Here is a 21582-nt window from a genome sequence, read left to right as displayed (position 1 = left end):
CGCCATTGCGCCGGCACCCGTTGATGGCAATTTGGGCGATAGCCGCCGAAACCTCTGCAACGCCAAGGTGACTAAGCCATAGGCGCAGGCTAGACTCGCCAGTTAATACAACTGTGAACACTGCGTTTGCTTGAACATGCTCGGCGGTCACACAGGCAGCCGGTCTTAGCACTGCCGGCGGAAAACCATGACCTTGCAACCTCACGTCAACTTGACCAATTGCGATCGCGAGCCGATCCAGATACCGGGCAGCATCCAGCCACACGGCTGCCTGCTCGCCTGCGACGCCTCAGCCAGCCTGGTCCTGCGCCACTCGGCAAATACCGCGCCCATGCTCGGGGTGGCAGGCGGCGTCAATGGTCAACGGCTGGAGGCAATCATCGGCGTCGAGGCAGCCCACACGGTTCGCAACTCACTGGCGCGTGTGAGGGAAGCTTCCCGGCCAGCGCTGTCGTTCGGCGTGGCGCTGGCCTGCGGCAAAGCATTCGACGTGTCTGCCCACCTGTTCAAGGGCACTGTCATCCTTGAGTTCGAGCCTGCCAGCCAAAGCATCGCCGAACCAATCGAACTGGTGCGCACGGTCATCGCCCAATTGCGCGAGATCGACCGCTCCGACAGGCTCGTGGCCGATACCGCCAAGCGGGTTCGCGCCCTGCTCGGTTACGACCGCGTGATGATCTACCAGCTGGGCGCCGACGGCGCTGGCAAGGTCGTGGCCGAAGCCAGGCGTAGCGGGCTTGAGAGCTTCCTGGGGCAATACTTCCCAGGCTCGGACATTCCGCAGCAGGCCCGTGCACTGTACCTGCGTAACCCTGTGAGGGTCATTTCCGACGCCAACTTCAAGGCCGTGCCGCTCGACCCGGTACTGGATTTGTCTGGCGAGCCCCTCGACCTCTCCTATGCCCACCTGCGCAGCGTTTCGCCGATTCACTGCGAATACCTGAACAACATGGGCGTGGGCGCATCCATGTCCATTTCAGTGATCGTCGACGGTGCTCTTTGGGGGCTGATTGCCTGCCACCATTACGCGCCACGCACGCTGAGTATGGGCCAGCGGGTCGCTGCTGAGATGTTCGGCGAGTTCTTTTCCCTGCACCTCCAGACCCTCAACGCCCGGCAAACGCTGGAGGCCGCCGCCCACGCCCGGCAGGTGCTCGACAACCTGCTGCACGATGCGCACCGCACAACGGACATCGACGAACTGCTGCGCGCGCGCTTGCCCGACTTTCAGGGCCTGATCCCCTGCGACGGTATTGGCATGTCGCTGCAAGGCCAATGGACCGTGGCCGGGCTGACGCCGCCAAGGCAGGCGGTACCCGGCTTGCTCAGCTTTGCCGAAGGCGTCGCCGAAGGCCGCACCTGGGCATCGAACTGCCTGTCGCTGGCGCACCCTGCAGCCATGGACTATGCCATGTCTGTCGCGGGGGTGCTGATCATCCCGATGTCGCAGCACCCACGTGACTACCTCATGCTGTTTCGCAAGGAGGTGGTCGAAACCCTGAACTGGGCGGGCGACCCCAACAAGACGTACGAAAGCGGCCCTCTGGGCGACCGCCTCACCCCCCGCAAGAGCTTCGCCGTGTGGAAAGAGACAGTCCACCACCACTGCTTGCCCTGGTCCGAGCAGGACCGCCAGTTTGGCGAAGCCATCCGTGCGGCGGTGGTCGAGGTGGCGCTGCATAACAGCGAACTGCTGGCCGATGAGCGTTCCAGGGCGGCTGTTCGCCAGCGGATGCTCAACGAGGAGCTCAACCACCGGGTGAAGAACATTCTTTCGCTCATCGGTGCGCTGGTGGCCCACCCCACCTCGGAAAACCAGACGCTCAGTGGCTATATGGCGACGCTCAAAGGGCGGATCCAGGCATTGTCCCTGGCACATGATCAGGTGGTACGCGGTGACGGTGGCGGCCGTTTTGGCAACTTGCTGGAGGCCGAACTGTCGCCTTACCGCACCAGCGCCGATGCACTGGCGCTCAACGGCCCCGCGCTGCTGCTCGATGCCCGCGCCTATTCGGTGATGGCCCTGGTGCTTCACGAACTGGCGACCAATGCGGCCAAGTACGGGGCCTTGTCCAGGGCGGGCGGTAAGCTGGCCGTCAACTGGGTGGTCGACACGGGCGGGGCCTGTGACATCACCTGGCGCGAGAGCGGCGGGCCAACCGTACGGGCACCGACCCGCAGCGGCTTCGGTTCTGTTCTTATCGAACGGAGCATCCCGTTCGACCTGGGTGGCAGCAGCACCCTTGAATACAGGCCAGAGGGCCTGCAGGGCTTCTTCCGGATTCCGGCGAAGCACCTGACGCTGGTCGAAGAGCTCGCCAGCGAGACCCCGGCCGTTACACAACAGCAGCCACAGCTAGACTGCAGCAGCCTGGCCAAGGCGCGCGTGCTGATACTCGAAGACCAGCTGGTGATCGCGGTTGGCCTTGAGCAGATCCTGGCCGACGCGCAGGTGCAGGAAGTGCTCACCGCCAGCTCTGAAGCCGAAGCCCTGAAGTTGCTTGCCAGCCACACCCCGGATGTCGCCGTGCTGGACATCAACCTGGGCACCGGCACCTCCATTGCCGTGGCCGAAGCGCTGACAAACCTGAATATCCCCTTCCTGTTCGCCACCGGCTACGGCGACAGCATGAACATCCCCGAGCATTTGAAACATGTGCCGGTGGTGCGCAAGCCCTACGACGCAGCCTCGATCCTGCACAACCTGGAAAACCTGCTGGCCTAGCGCGCCACTGCGTGCAGGGGCCAGGGTGCGGCCCCTGTACAGGCTCCCCCCAAAGGGTGATTTCGGGTGCGCCGCGAGTGTGGGAGCATTCCCACGTCCCACCTCAAGCTCTGCCCCTGATCCAACGCCATCAACAGTATCGAGCCTGCTCGCATATTGCGGCGTCCTGCATCCAGAACCAGGAGTCAGCAATGCATACAACAACAAATACAGCCCACCCGCCCCACTCTGCGTCGCACCCCACCGCTTCAGGCCGCTTCAGAAAATCCATGGGCATGACCGCACTGGTGCTGTTCGGCCTCGCCTACATGGTGCCCCTGGCCGTGTTCACCACCTACGGGCTGGTCACCCAGATGACCAAAGGGCATCTGCCCACCGCCTACCTGCTGACCCTCGCCGCCATGTTGCTCACCGCCTACAGCTACGGCCGCATGGTCCAGGCCCACCCCTACTCCGGCTCGGTCTACACCTACACCCGCAAGGCCTTCGGCAGCCACTTCGGTTTCATCGCCGGCTGGACCCTGCTGCTCGACTACATCTTCCTGCCCTTGCTCAGCTACCTTTTGATCGGCATCTACATGTCCGAGTACTTCCCGGCGGTGCCCGCCTGGGTGTGGGTGCAGGGCTCGATCGCCCTGGTCACCTTCCTCAACCTGATCGGCATCGAGTCGATCACCCGGGTCAACTGGATACTGGTGGTGGCGCAACTGGTGTTCATCATCGTTTTCGTCGCGCTGTCGGTGCACAACCTCAGCGAGCAGAGCGCACCGGTGTCATTGCTGGCACCGTTCCACCACGAGGGCTTCAGTGTTCCGCTGATCATGACCGGCGCTGCGGTGCTGTGCCTGTCGTTTCTGGGCTTCGATGCGGTGTCGACCATGGCCGAGGAAACCAGCGACCCGACCCGGCGTATCCCGCAGGCGATCCTGGCAGTTTCGGTGATCGGTGGCCTGCTGTTTTTGCTGGTGTCTTACTGCGCCCAGATGGTCTTCCCCGACTGGGCCTCGTTCGCTGACCCGGACTCCGCCTCGGTGGATGTGATGCGCCATGTCGGTGGCGAGCTGCTGGTGACCGGCTTTACCGCCACCTACGTGGCCGGCTGCTTCGCCTCGGCCATGGTGTCCCAGGCCAGCGTGTCCCGCGTGCTGTTCGCCATGGGCCGCGACGGCGCATTGCCGCGGGCGTTTGGCCGCCTGGTGACGCGAAAGCGCGTGCCGGCCACGGCGATCATGCTGGTCAGCACCCTGTCGCTGGTCGCCCTGTTCATCACCCTGGACACCGTCGCCAACATGATCAGCTTCGGCGCACTGTTCGCTTTTTCGGCCGTCAACCTAGCGGTGGTCAAGCATTACCTCGTCGACCAAAAGCTGCGTGGCACACGCAACTGCCTGCTGTATGGCGCCCTGCCGGCGCTGGGTTTCTTGAGCACACTGTGGCTGTGGAGCAGCCTGTCGAGCATGTCGTTCACCATCGGCCTGTGCTGGATGGCGGCAGGTTTCGTCTGCCTGCTGGGGCTGACCCGCGCCTTTCGGGTGAAGCTGCCCGAGCTGCAGATGATGGACTGATCCACTGCCCGTCGTCCTCGACGCTCAGTGGACGAATTGACTATGATCCCGCGTTGAACGTTTCAGCATGTTTCAATAGGGACCCTAATGTCAGTTCATGAAGTACCGCCAGTCGCCCTTTCCAAAGGCGAAGTCGGCAAGATGGAAGCCGCCATGGCCTTGGGCAGTTTTGCCATTGGCACCGGCGAATTCGCGATCATGGGGCTGATGCCGGACATCGCCGGCAACCTGCACCTGAGCGAGCCCCAGGTAGGCCATGCGATCAGCGCCTACGCGCTGGGTGTGGTGGTAGGTGCGCCGGCACTGGCCATTCTCGGTGCCAAGCTGCTGCGCAAGCACATGCTGCTTTTGTTGATGGCGCTGTATGCCATCGGCAACCTGGCCACCGCCTTCGCCCCGTCGTTTGCAGGGTTGGTGGCCTTCCGCTTCATCAGCGGCCTGCCCCATGGTGCGTACTTTGGCATCGCTGCGGTGGTTGCCTCGAGCATGGTACCGAGCAACCAGCGCGCCGGCGCCGTAGCCCGGGTAATGATGGGCCTCACACTGGCCATGTTGCTGGGTAACCCCGTGGCGACATTCCTGGGGCAGCACTTTGGCTGGCGCTCGGCGTTTTTGCTGGTGGGCCTGATCGCCCTGTGCACCATCGCCCTGGTCTGGCACTACGTGCCGCAACGCAGCGATGAAGTACGCAGCGACCCACGCAAGGAACTGAAAGCCTTCACCCTGCCGCAGGTGTGGATGGCGCTGGGCATCGCCTCGATCGGTTTTGCCGGCATGTTCTGTGTGTTCAGCTATCTGGCGCCGACCATGCTGGAAGTGACTCAAGTAGCGCCCCAGTGGATTCCCTTTGGCCTGGCAGCCTTCGGTCTTGGCGGCATCATCGGCAACATTGCCGGCGGCAAGCTATTCGACCGGCTGCAGTTCCGCGCCGTGGGCATCGTCCTGGTGTGGTCGACCGCCGTGCTGGTGTTTTTCACCTTCGCTGCCCATTCGCTGTGGACACTGTTGTTGGGCATCGGCCTGGTCGGCACCATGATCGCACTGGCCGCGCCCTTGCAGATCCGCCTGATGGACATTGCCCACGAAGCGCCGAGCCTGGCAGCGGCTTCCAACCATGCGGCCTTCAACCTGGCCAATGCCTTGGGGCCTTGGTTTGGCGGCATGGCCATCAGTGCCGGGCTGGGCTGGACCAGCACCGGCTATATCGGCGCCGCTGCGGCGCTGGTGGGCTTGGGGATATACGCGGTGGCGCGGCGCATGAAGGGTGGCCAGTAGCAGGCTGCCTTCCAGTGAGCGCCGCACGTGCGGCGCTCGCGTTCAGACCTCATTCACCAGATTCGCCGGCCTGTGCCCCGCCAACGCGCTCAACAGGTTCTCCACCGCACAGCGCGCCATGGCCTCGCGGGTTTCATGGGTTGCCGAGCCGATATGCGGGGTTGCCACCACATTGTCCAGGTGCAACAGGGGCGAATGTGCCGGCAACGGCTCCTGCACGAACACATCCAGCCCGGCGCCGCGTATGCGCTTGGCCTGCAACGCCGCTAGCAGTGCCTGCTCATCCACCACACGTCCGCGGGCAATGTTCACCAGGATGGCCTCGGGCTTCATCAGCGCAAGCTCCCGTGCACCGATCAAGCCTTCGGTGCTGGCGCTCAAAGGCACCGTCAAACAGACAAAGTCCGCCTCGCTCAGCAGCGCGTCCAGGGTGCGATAGCGGGCACCATAGCGGGCCTCCACCTCTGGTTTGGCCCGCGAACTGTGGTACAGCACGCGCATGCCGAACCCGGCGGCGCCACGCCTTGCCAAGGCCTCGCCAATGCGCCCCATGCCAACGATGCCCAAGGTCTTGCCATGCACGTCACTGCCAAAGTGCGCCGGCCCAATGTTGGCCTGCCAGTGGCCGTCACGTACCCAGCCGGCCAGCTCCACGACCCGTCGGGCAGTAGCCAGGATCAAGGCAAAGCCGGTGTCGGCGGTGGTCTCGGTCAAGACATCAGGGGTATTGGTCAGCATCACGCCACGGCGGGTGAGTTCGGCAATGTCGTAGTTGTCGACGCCGACCGAGACACTGGCCACCACTTCAAGCTGGGGCGCCAGGTCCAGCAGGCTGCTGTCCAGCCGCACACTGGCGCCCAGTAGGCCGTGGGCGCCGGGCAAGGCATCGCGCAGCCGGGCCAGGCCGTCACTGCCCGTGGTATCCACCCAGGTCACCTCGACCTGCTGTTGCAGGCGCGCCAGCAGGGCCTCGGGCAGGCGCTTGTAAAGGACGATTCGCTTTTTCATGGCTGTTTCCTATTGGCTCATGGCCAGGCGCTGGCCGCGGGGCTTGGCCTGGCCGGAGGTTTGCGGTGTTTTCAGTGCAGCCGTGAGCGCCACTGCTGTCAGCAGCGCACCGCACATGAACAGGTAAGAAGCGCCAGGGCCACCGGTGGCGCCGTTGAGGTAGCCGACCAGCCACGAGCCGCCGAACGAGCCCAGCGCGCCCATGCTGTTGATCAGGGCCATGGCCCCACCGGCCACATTGCTGGGCAGGATCTCCGGCACGATGGCGAAGAACGGGCCGTAGGGGGCGTACATGCAAGCCCCGGCAATCACCAGCAATGCATAGGACGCCCAGAAATGCTCGGTGCCCAACGCGTAGGAGCCATAGAACGCCAGCGCGGCGATCAGCAAGGGCGGCCAGACGAAGCGCTTGCGCTTTTGCAGTTTGTCAGAGGCCCACGACACCCCGACCATGGCCAGCACCGCCGCCAGGTAGGGCACCGAGGCCAGCCAGCCGGCCTCGACGATGTCGACGTTCGCTGCTTGCTTGAGGATCGAAGGCAGCCACAGCACGAAGCCGTACACCCCGATGCTCCAGCAGAAGTACTGCAGTGACAGCACGATGACCTGCGCCGAGCGAAACGCTTCGCGGTAGTTCTTCACCGGCTTGATGCCTTGCTGCTCAGCGGCCAGGGCCTGTTCGAGCGAAGCTTTTTCCTGCTCGCTCAACCAGCCCACCTGGGCTGGCCGATCATCCACCAGGCGCCACCAGATGAACGCCCAGAGCACCGCCGGCAGGCCCTCGATGATGAACATCCAGCGCCAGTCGAAATGCTTGATCAGGTACCCCGAGACCACCGACATCCACAGGATGGTCACCGGGTTGCCCAGCATCAGGAAGGTATTGGCGCGCGAGCGTTCGGCGCGGGTGAACCAATGGCACAGGTACACCAGCATCGCCGGCATCACCGCGGCCTCGACCACCCCGAGCAGGAAGCGGATGCCGATCAGCAGGTAGACGTTGCTGACCATGCCGGTCAGGGTCGCCAGGCTACCCCAGAGGATCAGGCTGACGAAAATCAGCTTTTTGACGCTGCGTTTTTGCGCGTAGATGGCGCCAGGCACCTGGAAGAAGAAGTAGCCGAGGAAGAACAGCGCCCCCAGCAGGGAAGACAGCGCCGGGGTGATTTTCAGGTCATCGGCCATGCCTGAGGCGGCGGCGAAGCCGTAGTTGGCGCGGTCCAGGTACGCCAGGCTGTAAGTGACGAAGACGATCGGGATGATGTACCACCAACGGCGTGGGGCGAGGCTTGTCGATTGCATGATGCGGCTCCTGAGCTTGTTGTTTTTGTAGCAACCGGCCGGCGTACCGGCGATCAAAGTTTCAGGCACTCTTGAGTAACGCGTACGCTTCCAGCTCCCGGCGCAGGGGCAGGCCTTCCATGTCGCCGCGCGATTGCACGGCGCGGCTGCCGCACCAGTTGCCGCGAGCGACCGCCTCGGCCAGCGGGCGGCCTTCGAGTAGGCCGCTGACCACGCCAACGGCAAAGGCGTCGCCGGCGCCGACGGTGTCCACCACCCTGGCCACGGGTACAGGGGCGACCTGCCCTTGGCCTTGGGCATTGCGGTAGTAGGCACCCTCGCCGCCCAGCTTGATCACCACATGCTCGACACCACGGTCCAGGTAGAACGCAGCGATGTCTGCCGGGTTTTGCAAACCGGTCAGCAGGCGCCCTTCCTCCAGCCCTGGCAGCAGCCAATGCGCCTTCACCGCCAGCGCGTTGACCTCACGGACCATGCTCGCGCTGTCGGGCCACAGCGACGGGCGCAGGTTGGGGTCGAAGGAGATGCTGCGCCCTTCGCTGCGCATGCGTTCGACCAGCTCATGGGCCAGCGCCCTGCAGCCGGCCGACAGCGCCAGTGGAATACCGGTAGCGTGAAGGTGGCGGGCCTGCAGCAACGCCGGGCTGAGCTGCGCCAGCGACAGGTGGCTGGCCGCGGAGTTGCGGCGAAAATACTCCACCACCGGGTCGCTGCCGTCATCGCAACGGCCCTTGAGCTGAAAGCCGGTCGGGTGCTGGTCATCGACCTCCACGTGGCTGCAATCCAGCCCCTCCTGCTGCAGGGTGTCGAGCACGAAGCGCCCGAGCGAGTCGTTGCCCACCCGGCTCAGCCAACGCACCCGAAAACCCAGGCGGGCAAGGCCGATGGCCACATTGCTGTCGGCGCCGGCAATGCGCTTGGTAAATGCCCCTACAGCCGCCAGGTCACCGACCTGCTCGGCAACGAACATGGCCATGGTTTCGCCAAAACACAGAACGTCATGCGTAGGCATGGCTCACCTCCTCGCTCATGGCGATGCGGGCCAGGTTGCTGACCTGGGCGCGGGTCAACGCCAGCAAGTCAGCGCCGGCCAGCGGATACTCCACGGCGCGCATCAGCCCAGGGGTGAACTCGGCGAACATTGCCTCCCAGGCCATCAGGTCGCGTGCCTGGGGCACAACGGCTACCAGGCGCCCGCTGGCTTCGCGCTGCACAGCCTTGCAATGCACATAGCGCACCCAGCGGCCAAGCGACTGGGCTGCCTGCGCGGCGGATTCACCCTGCCATTGCCAGTTGCCGATATCGAAGGTCATGCCCAGCGCCAGCCCCTGTTCCTCGCAGCGCTGAAAAAACTGCAGCAGCGGGGCGATGCGCCCGCCCTGCACGGTCTGGTCGTTCTCCACCAGCAACAGCGGGTCACCCGGGCGCAGGTGCGCTTGCAAGCCCGCCAGGTCGCCTGCGCCAGGGTAATGCCCCAACGACACCTTCAGCGCCACAGCGCCGAGTGCGCGGGCCAGCGCCAGCTTGGCGGGCAAGCGCGCGTCCAGCTGGCCATCAGGCGTCCACAGCTCCAGTGGCGAGGAATACAGGCACTGCAACTGCAGCGCGGTGATTGCCGCCGACAGCGCGGTGGCGTCCGGCGCCTCGTCGAACAGCTCTTCGCGCAGTTCGACACAGGTCACGCCGGCAGCGGCCAGCATTTCAAGGAAGCTCTCCTGGCCACGCTCCCGGACCAGGCTGGCACCGTAGCTGGAAAGGCTGATGGAAACGGGGTTCGCGTGCATTGTTCTTATCCTTATGAAACCGGTTTCATTTATAGGCTGCAGCAATGACCAGCGTCGTTGCCGGCCGTTGCTTCAGTCGCGTGATTGCGTGGAACCTCGGATGATCAACTCTGCTTCGAAGTCCAGGCGCCGGGGCGCCCCGCTCTCCCCGCGCAGGCGGTCGAGCAGGCAGTCGAAGGCGGCCACGCCGATGCGTTGGGTGGGTTGGGCGAGCGCGGTGATGCCGCTGCCAACCAGCGGGTACCAGTCCAGTTCGTCCAGCGCAATCAGGCCTACGTCCTGGAACAGGTTGCAACCAGCGTCGTGCAGTACACGTGTCACCGCCAGGGTGGCCACGCCGTTGAAGGTGAAGATCGCCTGCGGGCCATGGCCCTTGCTGGCGAGGAAGGCGTCAAGCCGGGCGGGCAACGCGTTGTCGATTTCCACCAGTTGTTGGCGCATGCCGGCGCGGCGGCTGATCGACGCGGTGAATGCCTGGGTGCGTTCCAGCCGGGAGCTGGTGCCGTCCAGCGGTTCGGTGACCGCCAGGATGTCGCGGTAGCCGCGCGCCTGCAAATGGTCCAGGGCCTGGCCGATGGCGTGGGCGTTATCCAACCCTACCAGGTCGACGTTCAGTTCTGGCAGTTGCCGGTCTACCAGGACCATGGGCATGTCACGCTGCAGGTTTAGCAGTTCGCCAGGGTGATGGCCGAGGGTATTCACGATCAGGCCCTCGACGTTGTAAGACTGCAGGGCCGCCAGGTGATGGCGCTCTTGCTCGTCGTCGCGGTTGGTGTTGCACACCACGAGGCTGTAGCCGTGCTGGCGGCAGGCGGTTTCAACGCCGTGCATCACCGCCACTGAATAGGGGTTGAGGATGTCTGCGACCAGCATGCCGATCAAACGCGTCTGGCCACGCTTGAGGCCGCGGGCCATCTGGTTGGGCCGGTAGCCCAGGCGTTCGATGACTTCTTCAAGGCGCTTGGCGGTAGCTTCTGCCAGCAGTTGGCGATCGCCGCCGATGTAGCGCGACACGGTGGCCTTGGAGACGCCGGCAACGCGTGCGACCTCGCTGATGGTCACGCGCTCACGGGAATGGGCAGGCAAATCGGTCATTTCGGTCCCTTGTGATTATTGTCGGTGACGGTGAATGAAACCGGTTTCAATACATCAAAACCGCGCGCTTTCGTCACCTACCGTTCGTCGGGATTTTACAGGGGTGCCCCTTTTACGGGGCACCGAGTAATTCAATTTCCAGATCTGAAATCACTCTCTGTCGCTAATGGCTTGCCGGCGGTCACCGGCAAGCCGACGCCCACAAAAGGGATAGCGCCAGCCCTATCGAATGGCCTTCACATCACTGGCCGAAACAGCGCTGCCCTGGTTACCCCAACTGGTGCGGATGAAGTTCACCACCTCAGCCACTTCCTGATCGCTCAAGCGCCAGCCGAACGCTGGCATGGTGAGGTTCGACGGCGCGGTATGGGTCGCCGGCACCGTGCCGCCTTCGAGCACCACATGAATCAGCGAGGTGGCATCGGCCGTCTGTACCACCGGGTTGCCGGCCAGCGCCGGGAACACCCGGGTATACCCCTGGCCATCGGTGCGGTGGCAGGCGGCGCAGTTGTCGATGTACACCGCCGCACCCGGCTTGCTGTCATCGCCATTCCACAAAGCCTGTGCCACTTGCTTGTCATACACATGCGGCTGGTCGTCCGGGTCGCTTGCCGGCAGCGTCTTGAGGTAGCGGGCAATGGCCGTCAGGTCGCCATCGCTCAAGTGCTGCATGCTGTGTTCGACCACATCGCTCATGCCGCCGAAAACGGCACTGCGGTCACTGCGGCCGGTTTTCAGAAACTGCACCAGTTGCTCCTCGCTCCAACTGCCCAGGCCATCCTTGTGGTCACCGCGCAAGTTCTTGGCGATCCAGCCCTCCAGCGGCGCGCTGCCGGCAAGGAACTGCTCGCCATCGGCGGGGCTCAGGGCCTTTTCCTGCATGGTCAGGGCACGCGGGGTATGGCACGCGCCGCAATGGCCCAGGCCCTCCACCAGGTAGGCTCCGCGGCTGACCACCGGGTCTGCGCCGGCCGGCGCTTGCCAGGCTTTCACTTCTGGCGCGAACATGCCCCGCCAGATCGCCAGCGGCCAACGCATGCTCAAGGGCCAAGGGATGTCGGTGGCCTTGTTCGGCTGCGCCACCGGTTGCACGCCTTGCATGAAGTAGGCGTACAGCGCGCGCATGTCCTCGTCCTTGACCCGCGCATAGGACGGGTACGGCATGGCCGGGTACAGCGTGCTGCCGTCCTTGGCCACGCCCTTGCGCACGGCCAGGTCGAACTCCTCGAAACTGTACTGGCCGATGCCGGTGGCATCCGGGGTGATGTTGGTGGAGTACACGGTGCCGATAGGGGTTTGCATCGGCAGCCCACCGGCAAAAGGCTTGCCGCCCTTGGCGGTATGGCAGGCCACACAGTCACCGGCACGGGCCAGGTACTCGCCCTTCTTCACCAGTGCATCGGTGGCTTCCTCAGCCTGGGCAGCCAGGCCCGTGCCCAACAGCAGGGTCGCGATCAACAGTCGTTTCATGCCATCGCTCCTCACGCCTGAACCAGCGGGCCGGGGTTTTTCAGGTACTGCTCGCGGATGGCCCGCGCCGACCAGTAGGTCAGTGCAGCCACCAGGCCAGTGGGGTTGTAACCCAGCCCTTGGGGGAACGCCGAAGCCCCCGGGACGAACACGTTGTGTACGTCCCAGCTTTGCAGGTAGCGGTTCAGGGCACTGGTTTTGGGATCGGTGCCCATGATCGCGCCGCCGTTGAGGTGGGTGGTCTGATAGTTGGCGGTATTGAAGTGCTCCTGGACCTTCTTGCCGAGCACAGCGATCGTTTTCGGGTTCATCGCCTGGGCGATCTTGCTTAGCTTGTCGACCATGAACTGGTTCATCTTGATGTCGTTTTCCTGCCAGTCGAAGGTCATGCGCAGCAGCGGCTGGCCGTAGGCGTCACGGTAGGTCGGGTCGAGGTCCAGGTAGTTGCCACGGTAAGACTGGTGCGCGCCGTGGGCGTCCATCGACACCTGGTGGGTGTAGTAATCGGCCGTGGCCTTCTTCCAGGCACTGCCCCACGCGGGCGTGCCCGGTGGGTTGGCAACACCGGCAATCGGCCGGCTGCCGGCCTGGTTGACCCACATCGGCGAGCCGCCGACGAAACCGTGCGGCCCATGGTCGAAGTTGTCGGCGTTGAAGTCGTCGATCGCCACACCGTTGCCACCGGCGCCGATGAAGTTGTTGGTGTAGGTGTCCTTGTCGAAGAACGCTTTCACCGTGCCCATGTTCTGGTAGGCGAAGTTGCGCCCCACGACCCCTTCGTTCTTGATCGGGTCATAGGGTTTGCCGATGCCCGACAGCAGCATCAGGCGCACGTTGTTGAACTGGAACGCGGCCAGGATGACGATGTCCGCCGGCTGCTCCACTTCCCGCCCCTGGGCATCGATGTAGGTCACGCCGGTAGCCTTGCGCTTGCTGTCGTCCAGGTTCACCCGCAGCACGTGGGCGTTGGCCCGCAGCTCGAAATGGGGCACCTGGCGCAGCGCCGGCAGGATGTTCACGTTGGGCGAGGCCTTGGAGTACATGTAGCACACGTACCCGCTGCAGAAGCCGCAGAAGTTGCACGGCCCCATCTGTGCGCCATACGGGTTGGTGTAGGGGCCCGAGGTGTTGGCCGAAGGCAGGTTGTAGGGCTTGTAGCCCAGGCTGGCGGCGGCCTTCTGGAACAGCTGCGCCGACACCACGTTCTTCTGCGACACCAGCGGGAAGGGGTTTGAGCGGTCCGGTGCATAGGGGTTGCCGCCCTTGCCTTCGCCGACCACCTTGCCGTTCACGGTCCAGGCCTGGCCAGAGGTGCCGAAGACCTTCTCGGCGAAGTCGAAGCAAGGTTCGAGCTCCTCGTAGCTCACGCCAAAGTCCTGGATGGTCATGTCTTCAGGGATGAAGCGTTTGCCGTAGCGCTCTTCGTAGTGGCTGCGCATGCGCAGTTCCATCGGGTCTACCCGAAAATGCACGCCGGACCAGTGCAAGCCTGCGCCGCCCACGCCCTTGCCGGGCAGGAAGGCACCGAGCTGGCGGTTGGGCAGCGCGACATCGTGGACGCTGTGGCGGATGGTGACGGTTTCCTTGGAGACATCCACGAACAGCTTTTTGCGTACGCTGTAAGTCAGCTCATCGATGACCTGGGGGTAGCTGCCCTCGGGGTAGGTGTCCTGCATCGGCCCGCGCTCCAGCGCGACCACCTGCAGCCCGGCCTCGGTGAGTTCCTTGGCCATGATGGCGCCCGCCCAGCCGAAACCGACGATCACCGCATCGACCTTCTTCATTGCATTGGCCATGCCTTACGCCCTCTCGCCACGAATCGATACTGCCGGGAAGGGGTAAGGCTCGTTGCGCTCGGCCCAATCCATGAAGTCTGCGCGGGCACCTGGGAAGCCGATTTGCGTCCAGCCGACCATGCCCTTGTTGCCACCGTGAATCGGGTCACAGAAAAACCCCTCGCGGGTGTTCTGCACCAGCAGGCTGAAAAAAACCTTTGCCGGCAATTGGTCGAAAACGATCTCACCGGCTTCGATCTTGCCAAGAACCTTGTCTCGGGTAGCGCTGTCTTGCTCGGCGAAGGTTTTGCCGCTGGCATTTTTGCACCAGGCGTCCGCAGCGGCGATGCCCAGGCGGTAGATTTGCTGTGGGCTCAGTTGCAGCTGATAGCCAAGCTCCGGCGCGGCGTCGGCCTTGAACGGGCCTTGCATGTACCACTGGGCACCTGTGGCATAGGGGGTGTTCATCTGGCGGTCGATAAATTCGGCGGCGCCTGCTTCGAGTGCGCCGGGGCCCAGTTCGTCAGCGGGGATGATGCGCGACACCGCCGCCTGCACGAAGGCCCATTCCTCAGCGGTGAAGAACGTCGGCTGGTAATGGCCAGCGGGTGGTGTCGCGGGCACCTTCGGTTCGCGGGCCGGCTGGGCCAGCAGTTGGCCGGCACCCAGGCCGGTGCTGGTCGCCACGGTGACCACGGGAATCAGGGTCAACGTTTTGCGCAGGAAGTCCCGGCGCGGGTTGTCGGGGGCATGCTCAGGCATTGCGAGTCCTCATCAGCATTGGGCGGCCTTGGGTTGCGCCGTCTGGGTTTCGGTCAGGGAGAGGCCCTGATAAACCGCCTAATCTAGCGGGTTCGGAAACATTTTGAAACCGGTTTCATGCCACTTGCATGGGCCTTGGCCACCCGCGCAGGCCCCCTCGCGCAGGCGTCTGGCGGGTGAACGCGTGCCCACAGAATGACCTGACGGCTTTATCATGGGGCCCCCTTACCTGAGGCCCGCCATGTTCGATTGGGAAGATCTGCGCCATTTCTCTGCCTTCATCAGCGAAGGCTCGCTCTCGGCTGCGGCCAAGCAATTGGGCGTCGACCACGCCACCGTGGCCCGGCGCATCGCCGCGCTGGAAGCTGCGCTCAATCTAAAACTGGTCGACCGCCGCCCCAGGGCCTATGTGCTGACCGAGCAGGGCCGCCGCGTGGGCGAATATGCCGAGCAAATGACCCAGTCGTCTTTCGCCCTCGAACACTTCGCCACGGCGGACCAGCAACAGGTTGCGGGCGACGTGGTGCTGGCCGCCCCGCCCGCGCTGCTGGGCAGCATCATCGCCCGCCGCCTGGGCGAGTTGTGCAGCCGCTATCCGCAGCTGCGCCTCAAGCTGGTCGGCAGCAAGTCCCGGGCCTCGCTGGCACGGCGCGAGGCTGATATCAGCATCACCTTGGCCAGGCCGAGCGAACCGACGCTGGTGGCCAGCCTGCTCGGCCACCTGGATTACCGCCTGTATGCCGCCCCCGGCTACCTGCGCAGCACCAGCGCGCCACGCTACATCGGCTACGACCAGTCCCAGGCCAAGTCGCCGCAGCAGCAGTGGTTGCTCGCGCAAACCCACCATCAAACCTTGGTCTTGCAAAGCAACGACCTGCGTATCCAGGCCCAGGCGGCGGCCGGCGGCATCGGCATCGCCTGCCTGCCGGCGTTCATGGCCCAGGAGCATGGCCTGCAGGCCATCGGGGAAGAAACACAAACCATGAGCATCGAAATATGGCTGGCCGTGCATGAGGACGTGCGCAATACACCACGCATCAAGGCCGTCACCGACTTTTTGCAGCAACAGGTCAAGCCACTGCTGCGCTTGTGAATTTCTGCAGAGCTCGCCTGCAGCGATACGGGATTTCCGCAGGGCCATAGCCCCGCTAAGCTTCACCCATCGCAAACGACCACGAGGAGAAGCGGATGCAGTACGTCAAGTTGGGCAACACCGGCCTGGATGTTTCGAAACTGTGCCTGGGCTGCATGACCTTCGGCGAGCCGGGCGCCGGCACCCACCCCTGGACCCTCGGCGAAGACGACAGCCGCCCGATCATCCGCCACGCCGTGGAGCAAGGCATCAACTTCTTCGACACCGCCAACAGCTACTCGGCCGGCACCTCGGAGCTGATCCTGGGCAAGCTGCTGAAGGCGTTCACCCGCCGCGAAGAAACCGTGATCGCCACCAAGGTGTTCTTCCCGGCCAACATGTGGGAAGGCAGCACCCGGCCCAACGAACAAGGCCTGTCCCGCAAGGCGATCATGGCCAATATCGACGCCAGCCTCACCCGCCTTGGCACCGACTATGTAGACCTCTACCAGATCCACCGCTGGGACTACCACACGCCCATCGAGGAGACCATGGAAGCGCTGCACGATGTGGTCAAAGCCGGTAAGGCGCGCTACATCGGCGCCTCCTCGATGTATGCCTGGCAGTTCGCCAAAGCCCAGCAGGTGGCAGCCAGCAACGGCTGGAGCCGCTTCGTGTCGATGCAGAACTACCTCAACCTGATCTACCGCGAGGAGGAACGCGAAATGATCCCGCTGTGCCTGGACCAGGGCGTGGGCCTGATGCCCTGGAGCCCGATGGCCCGCGGCCGCCTGACCCGCCCGCATGGCCAGCAGACCGAGCGTACCCGTACCGACATTTCCGGCCAGTCGTTCTATGAAAGAACTGAAGTGGAAGACGGTCGGGTGATCGATGTGGTCGAACAGATCGCCGGCGAACGTGGCGTGCCCATGGCGCAGGTGGCGCTGGCCTGGGTCCTGGGCAAGCGAGGGGTTTCGGCGCCGATCGTAGGGGCATCGAAGGTGGCGCACCTCGACGATGCGATTGGCGCGCTGCAGTTCGAGCTCAGCGCTGAGGAAGTGGAGCGCCTGCAAGCCCCGTACGTGCCACATGCGGTGACGGGCTTCAAGTAGCCCTGTGAAGTCCCACCCGTGGCAAACCGATGCCCGCACAGCACTGCGCTGCCTGTGCGGGCCTCAGTAACCCGTCATCTCCAGATACCCACGGCCCTTCTCACCCACACGTACCGGGCCCTCCCAATAAGGGAAGCGTGTGCCCATCCAGGCCTTGGGCTCTAGCGCATCCACCTCGACATCCACCTGCACCGCTGGCACTTTCACCCGCCAGCGGGTGGGCACCTGTTTGCCATTGTCTTGCCGCGTCCAGGCCAGCGGTGCCAATTCGATCTGCCCGCCCTGCAGCGCCCGTACCTGCCCCTGGGCATCGACCCAGGTGCCCGCGCGGTAAGGCGGCCCTTGATCCTCGCGTACCTGGAACAGCATCAGCTTGGCGCCCGTATCCAGGTGCAGGGAAAACCAGTCCCAGCCACTTTGCCCGGCGGCCAAAGGCTGGCTGCTCCATTCCCGGTCAAGCCAGGCCTGCCCTGTGACGGCGACACGCTGCCCCGCTCGCTCGACCTCTCCACTGACCCTGTAGAACGGCTGACTGTAGTAGTACGACGCCTGGCCCTTGCCGGATTTTTCGCTGTAGCCCTGCACCCCGTGCAGCAGCAGCGGCTGATCGCTGGTGAGGGCCAGGTCATAGCCAAACCCCTCCCCGCTGGCACGCATCTGCAGGCGCTCGACACCGGGCTTGCCCAGCAGCGACCAGTCGTTGATCCACGCCCGGAACGGTTGCGCCTCGACGCCAGCCTGGCCGATGCCACCGCGCGCCAGGGTTTCACTGACCTGATGGCCGCCCGGGCCGGTCAGCGCGGCGTGGCCCATCCACAGGTTGGGGCTGTTCCAGTTCCAGGTCTCAGGCCCGGGCCGCAAGGCCGAGCGGAACAACGTCCATTGCACGCCCCAGTCACGGCCCTGGGCATCGCGCAGGTTGGCGGTGACGTACCACCATTCGATACGAAAGCCCTCGTGCGCGCCATGGTCACGGGGGAATGCCAGCGCATGCCCCGGTACCACCTGGGTGAACGCCGCCGCATCCTCACCCAGGCCCGCAAAGCTCTTGGGTGCTGGCGCAGGCGGGTCGCAGCCGGCCAGCAGCAGGCATGCCATCAACAGCCACGTTTCAGTTTTCATCGGCAAATTGCCTCAACAGTGCGCTTGGCTGGCTGCGTGCCAGCTGCCATAACGGCCAGGCGCTGGCCAGCAGGCTGGTCAACAGACCTAATACGGCCAGTTGCACCAGCTGCCCGGTAAATACATGCCAAGGCAGCCGCCAACCGAACGCCTGCACGTTCACCACCGCCACCAGGCACCAGGCCAACAGCAGGCCCAGGGGTATCGCCAGCAGGACGGTGAAGCAACTGAGCATCAGCGTTTGCCCCAGGCTCAGCCAGGCCAGCCAGCGCCGTGGTACACCCAACGCCCACAACGGCGCCAACTGCCCCAGGCGGCGCTGGCTCAAGGTCAGCTGGCTGATGAACAACGCAACGCCGGCAACCCCTAGCGTCAGGCTGTTCAATGCCGCGGTGACCGCGAAGGTGCGGCTGAACACCTCGCTCGACCAGGCCTTGAGGCGGGCCTGCTCCACCACCTGATTGTCATCCAGGGCATAGCGTCGTTGCAGTTCATCCTTCAGCGCAGCTACCCGTTCAGGCGGTACCAGCAGGCTCAAGCCGGCCAGGCTGGCCGCTGGTGCATGCCTGCGCAACCAGTCAGCGTTGACCAGCACATGGCCCTTGGGGTTGCCATAGTCGGCATAAATACCCACCACGGCCATGGCCTGCGGTGGCTCGCTAGGCAACTGCAGGGCCTGCCCTACAGCCAGGCCAAGGCGACGGGCCAGCTGCTCGCTGAGCATCGCACCACGGCCGTCGGCCAGCGCCTGCCAGGCGCCCGGCGCCTGCTGCAGCAATGGCCAGTGCTGACGGTAGAAGCGGTGATCATCCACCCCCTGTACCTGCACCGGCCACTGCTGCAGGCGCCAGTCCACCCGCCAGCTGGGCAGCACCGCGCTGACGGTACGGTCTGCCCGCAAGCGCGCGTAGATCTGCTGCGCCTGCGCGCTGTCGCGGGGCGTGACGTACACATCGGCAGCCAGGCGCTGGTCCAGCCAGCCGATGAAGGTGCGGCGAAAGCCTTCGGTCATGCCGCCGACCCCGACACTGGCGGCCAAGGCCAGCAACAGCGCCATCAATGCCAGGCTCAAGGCCGGCAGTTGCTGGCGGCTGTCGGCAACGAACCACTGCGCCAGCGGGCGCTTGCACACCCGCGCCAGGCCGCCGAGCAAAAGCGCCAGCAACCCCGGCAACAACAGCGCCGCCGCCAGCAGCAAAGCGGCCAGCATGCCGAACGCACTGGGCAGCCCCTGACCCAGGTAGCCGCAGCCCGCCGCCACCATCAGCAGCACGGCGCCAGCGCCACCCTGGCGCCGCAACCAAGGCACTTGCGCCAGGCGCCAGGCCTGGGGCTGGGCCAAGGCCAGCAATGGCAGGCGCGCCGCACGCAGCAGGCTGTCGAGCCCCGCCAGCAGTGCGCCGAACAAGCTGACGGCAATGCCTGCCAGCCACCAGTGGGCCGGCAAGTGCAATTGCCCTGCGACCTGGGCCCCATAAAGCCCGCGCAGGCTGGAGGCGAAATCAGGCAGCATCAGCGCGGCCAGCAGGTAGCCTGCAGCCACGCCCGCCACACCACCCAACAGGGCAAACAACCCCAACTCCAAGGCGAGCGCTGTCAACAGCACCTTCAGGCTCACACCGCATGCGCGCAAGGTGCGGATCAACCCGCGGCGCTGCTCCAGCGCCAGGCCGATGGCAGCATGGGCAATGAATAACCCCACCACGAAGGCCAGCAGGCCGAGGGCGGTGAGGTTCAGGTGAAAGCTGGCGGTCAGCCGCTGCAGGTCGGCATCGTCGCCGGGCGGCTGCAGTTTCAGGCTGGCCGCGATGTCACTCGGCAGTGGCCGATCACTGTCGCTGAGCAGCCACGACAATTGCCCGGGGGCATCGAGCAAGGCCTGCGCCTGGCCGATGTCGACCACCACTACACCCGGTGCCAGCTGCGCGTGCAAGGTAAGCGGCGGCAGTACCTGCCCGTCCACCGTGCTGACCTGCTCGCCAGGCTGGCGGCCCAGCTGGCGCAGCGTGTCCGGGCCTACCCACGCTTGCCCCGGCGTGCCCACGAACGCCTGCACGTCAAAATTCCGCACATCGGCACCGGCCACGGCCATGCCCGGCAACAGGCCAAGCGGCTCGATGCCGATCAGCCGCAACGCGACCTGCTGCTGCCCCGCCAGGCGCAGGCGCCCTTCCAGCACGGGCGTCACCGGCCAGCCCAGCCTGCGCAATTGCACATACAACGCCTGGTCGAACCGCTGCCCCGAGCGTGCCACCAGTTGTGGGCGGGCAGGCCCGGCGAGCACTGCACTGGCTTGTGCGTAATCGTTACGGGCCTGGGTGTTGAGCGCCTGAACGCCGCTCCACAGCGCCGTGGCCAGCCACAGCCCGGTGAAGATGCTGATGCACTGCAGCCGGTGGCGCCACCAATGGCTGCACAGGGCCTGCAAGGGGATCCGCAAACTGTTCATCACCCCTGCACCCGGCCCATCTGCAGCATGCAGCGGCGCTGCAGCCTGGCGGCCAGGCGCTGGCTGTGGGTCACCATCAGCACGCTGCTACCCGCCTCGTGCACCAGTTGCAGCAGCAGCGCCAACACCTCGTCGCTGCTGGCCTCGTCAAGGCTGCCGGTGGGCTCGTCAGCCAGCAGCAGTAACGGCCGGCTGGCTAGCGCGCGGCCGATGGCAACACGCTGCTGCTGCCCGCCAGACAGTTGCTCCGGGTAACGTTGCAGCAATGGGGCCAGCCCCAACCGGCTGGCCAAGTGGGTCACCCAGGCCGGGTCATGGCGCCCCGCCAGGCGCGCTTGGAAGGCCAGGTTGGCCGCCACGTCCAGGCTGCTGATGAGGTTGTACTGCTGGAACACCAGGCCGATGCTCTCGCGCCGCCAGCGTGCCAAGGCAGCTTCGCCGCGGTTGTCCAATGGCTGGCCATCGATCAGGATGCGCCCGCTGTCGGCGCGGTCCAGGCCTGCCAGCAGGTGCAGCAAGGTGCTCTTGCCGCTGCCCGACTCGCCCATCAGGGCCAGGCTGCTGCCACGGTCCAGCGACAGGTCCACCCCGCGCAGCACCTCCAAGGGGCCTTGGGCGGTGGCGAATGACTTGCGCAGGTTTTCGACGACCAACATTAGCTTGGGACCTTGTTTGGGGGGCAACAGTAGGCATAGCTGCAAACGCCGCTTTGGGGCAACTGTTTGCACTGTTTTCACTGGCCTCATCGCCGGCAAGCCGGCTCCCACAGGGATCTGGGCTGCCTTCAGGAATCTGGACACCAATCCAATGCCCTGGGCAGTCCAGGTACAGCGCAGAGCTCAAGCACTGCGCGGACCTGGGCTGCCTTCAGGAAGCTGGACACCAATCCAATGCCATGGGGCAGTCCAGGTACAGCACAGAGCTCAAGCACTGCGCGGTCCCTGTGGGAGATTCTATGGTTCTCAGCAAGCCATTTTCCCGCCTTTGGTAACGTATTCGTCCTGATTTCTCATCAGGGCGAATGCCACTCGTGCGAGCTTCCTGGCCAGAATTACCAACGCCTGGG

16 protein-coding genes and 1 pseudogene are annotated in these 21582 nt (G+C 64.8%); 5 read left to right on the top strand and 12 right to left on the bottom strand.

Features of this window, described 5'->3' with window-relative positions; all coding sequences use genetic code 11:
• Positions 1–187 precede the first annotated feature (187 nt).
• The 3 genes from JNA92_RS23335 (at position 188) to JNA92_RS23325 (ending at position 5565) form a co-directional block, all read left to right on the top strand.
• On the top strand, positions 188–2725 hold the full coding sequence (locus JNA92_RS23335; RefSeq protein ID WP_241806893.1) for an HWE histidine kinase domain-containing protein: 2538 nt from the start codon (positions 188–190) through the stop codon (positions 2723–2725).
• Positions 2726–2916: 191 nt separating this feature from the next.
• Positions 2917–4290: an APC family permease gene (locus tag JNA92_RS23330; protein WP_241806892.1), complete on the top strand. Its 1374-nt coding sequence runs from the start codon at positions 2917–2919 to the stop codon at positions 4288–4290.
• An 87-nt stretch (positions 4291–4377) separates the two neighbouring features.
• Entirely contained in the window at positions 4378–5565 is a 1188-nt protein-coding gene (locus tag JNA92_RS23325) for an MFS transporter (RefSeq protein WP_241806891.1), read from the top strand.
• A gap of 42 nt (positions 5566–5607) precedes the next feature.
• Here the strand turns inward: JNA92_RS23325 and JNA92_RS23320 are convergent, their stop codons facing one another.
• The 8 genes from JNA92_RS23320 to JNA92_RS23285 form a co-directional block, all read right to left on the bottom strand.
• The gene (locus JNA92_RS23320) at positions 5608–6573 is read right to left on the bottom strand and encodes a 2-hydroxyacid dehydrogenase (RefSeq protein WP_241806889.1); all 966 of its coding nucleotides are present in this window, start codon (positions 6571–6573) and stop codon (positions 5608–5610) included.
• Positions 6574–6582: 9 nt separating this feature from the next.
• Positions 6583–7875, bottom strand: a complete 1293-nt coding sequence (locus tag JNA92_RS23315; RefSeq protein ID WP_241806887.1) for an MFS transporter — start codon at positions 7873–7875, stop codon at positions 6583–6585.
• 61 nt (positions 7876–7936) lie between these two features.
• On the bottom strand, positions 7937–8887 hold the full coding sequence (locus JNA92_RS23310) for a sugar kinase (protein ID WP_241806886.1): 951 nt from the start codon (positions 8885–8887) through the stop codon (positions 7937–7939).
• Positions 8874–9659, bottom strand: a complete 786-nt coding sequence (locus JNA92_RS23305) for a sugar phosphate isomerase/epimerase family protein (RefSeq protein WP_241806885.1) — start codon at positions 9657–9659, stop codon at positions 8874–8876. Before JNA92_RS23305 ends, JNA92_RS23310 begins: the two co-directional genes overlap by 14 nt.
• Before the next feature lie 72 nt (positions 9660–9731).
• Entirely contained in the window at positions 9732–10754 is a 1023-nt protein-coding gene (locus tag JNA92_RS23300; RefSeq protein ID WP_241806883.1) for a LacI family DNA-binding transcriptional regulator, read from the bottom strand.
• Between the two features lie 222 nt (positions 10755–10976).
• Positions 10977–12224 (bottom strand): cytochrome c, encoded by a 1248-nt coding sequence (locus tag JNA92_RS23295; RefSeq protein ID WP_241806882.1) that lies wholly within the window; start codon positions 12222–12224, stop codon positions 10977–10979.
• A gap of 11 nt (positions 12225–12235) precedes the next feature.
• Positions 12236–14020: a GMC family oxidoreductase gene (locus JNA92_RS23290; protein ID WP_241806881.1), complete on the bottom strand. Its 1785-nt coding sequence runs from the start codon at positions 14018–14020 to the stop codon at positions 12236–12238.
• A 3-nt stretch (positions 14021–14023) separates the two neighbouring features.
• The gene (locus JNA92_RS23285) at positions 14024–14761 is read right to left on the bottom strand and encodes a gluconate 2-dehydrogenase subunit 3 family protein (RefSeq protein ID WP_241806879.1); all 738 of its coding nucleotides are present in this window, start codon (positions 14759–14761) and stop codon (positions 14024–14026) included.
• Between the two features lie 241 nt (positions 14762–15002).
• Between JNA92_RS23285 and JNA92_RS23280 the strand changes: the two genes are divergently transcribed.
• Together JNA92_RS23280 and JNA92_RS23275 are read left to right on the top strand one after the other, a co-directional pair.
• On the top strand, positions 15003–15854 hold the full coding sequence (locus tag JNA92_RS23280) for a LysR family transcriptional regulator (RefSeq protein ID WP_241806877.1): 852 nt from the start codon (positions 15003–15005) through the stop codon (positions 15852–15854).
• Positions 15855–15949: 95 nt separating this feature from the next.
• Positions 15950–16945 carry an aldo/keto reductase gene (locus JNA92_RS23275; protein WP_241806875.1) on the top strand — a complete coding sequence of 332 codons (996 nt, stop codon included), beginning with the start codon at positions 15950–15952 and terminating at the stop codon, positions 16943–16945.
• A 63-nt stretch (positions 16946–17008) separates the two neighbouring features.
• On the opposite strand, the gene JNA92_RS23270 is transcribed toward JNA92_RS23275, so the two are convergent.
• The 4 genes and pseudogenes from JNA92_RS23270 to JNA92_RS23255 form a co-directional block, all read right to left on the bottom strand.
• Positions 17009–18067 carry a lipocalin-like domain-containing protein gene (locus JNA92_RS23270; protein WP_241806873.1) on the bottom strand — a complete coding sequence of 353 codons (1059 nt, stop codon included), beginning with the start codon at positions 18065–18067 and terminating at the stop codon, positions 17009–17011.
• The gene (locus JNA92_RS23265; protein ID WP_241806872.1) at positions 18057–20516 is read right to left on the bottom strand and encodes an ABC transporter permease; all 2460 of its coding nucleotides are present in this window, start codon (positions 20514–20516) and stop codon (positions 18057–18059) included. The genes JNA92_RS23270 and JNA92_RS23265 overlap by 11 nt, the downstream gene beginning before the upstream one ends.
• Positions 20516–21172 (bottom strand): ABC transporter ATP-binding protein, encoded by a 657-nt coding sequence (locus tag JNA92_RS23260; protein WP_241806871.1) that lies wholly within the window; start codon positions 21170–21172, stop codon positions 20516–20518. Before JNA92_RS23260 ends, JNA92_RS23265 begins: the two co-directional genes overlap by 1 nt.
• Positions 21173–21478: 306 nt before the next feature.
• Positions 21479–21582, bottom strand: a pseudogene (locus JNA92_RS23255) (IS110 family transposase); the annotation flags it as partial.

Origin of the sequence: Pseudomonas putida, assembly GCF_022627325.1 — a bacterium.
Taxonomy (GTDB): domain Bacteria; phylum Pseudomonadota; class Gammaproteobacteria; order Pseudomonadales; family Pseudomonadaceae; genus Aquipseudomonas; species Aquipseudomonas putida_X.
Note: the sequence above shows the minus strand (reverse complement) of the source record. Positions and strands in the feature narration are given on the sequence as shown.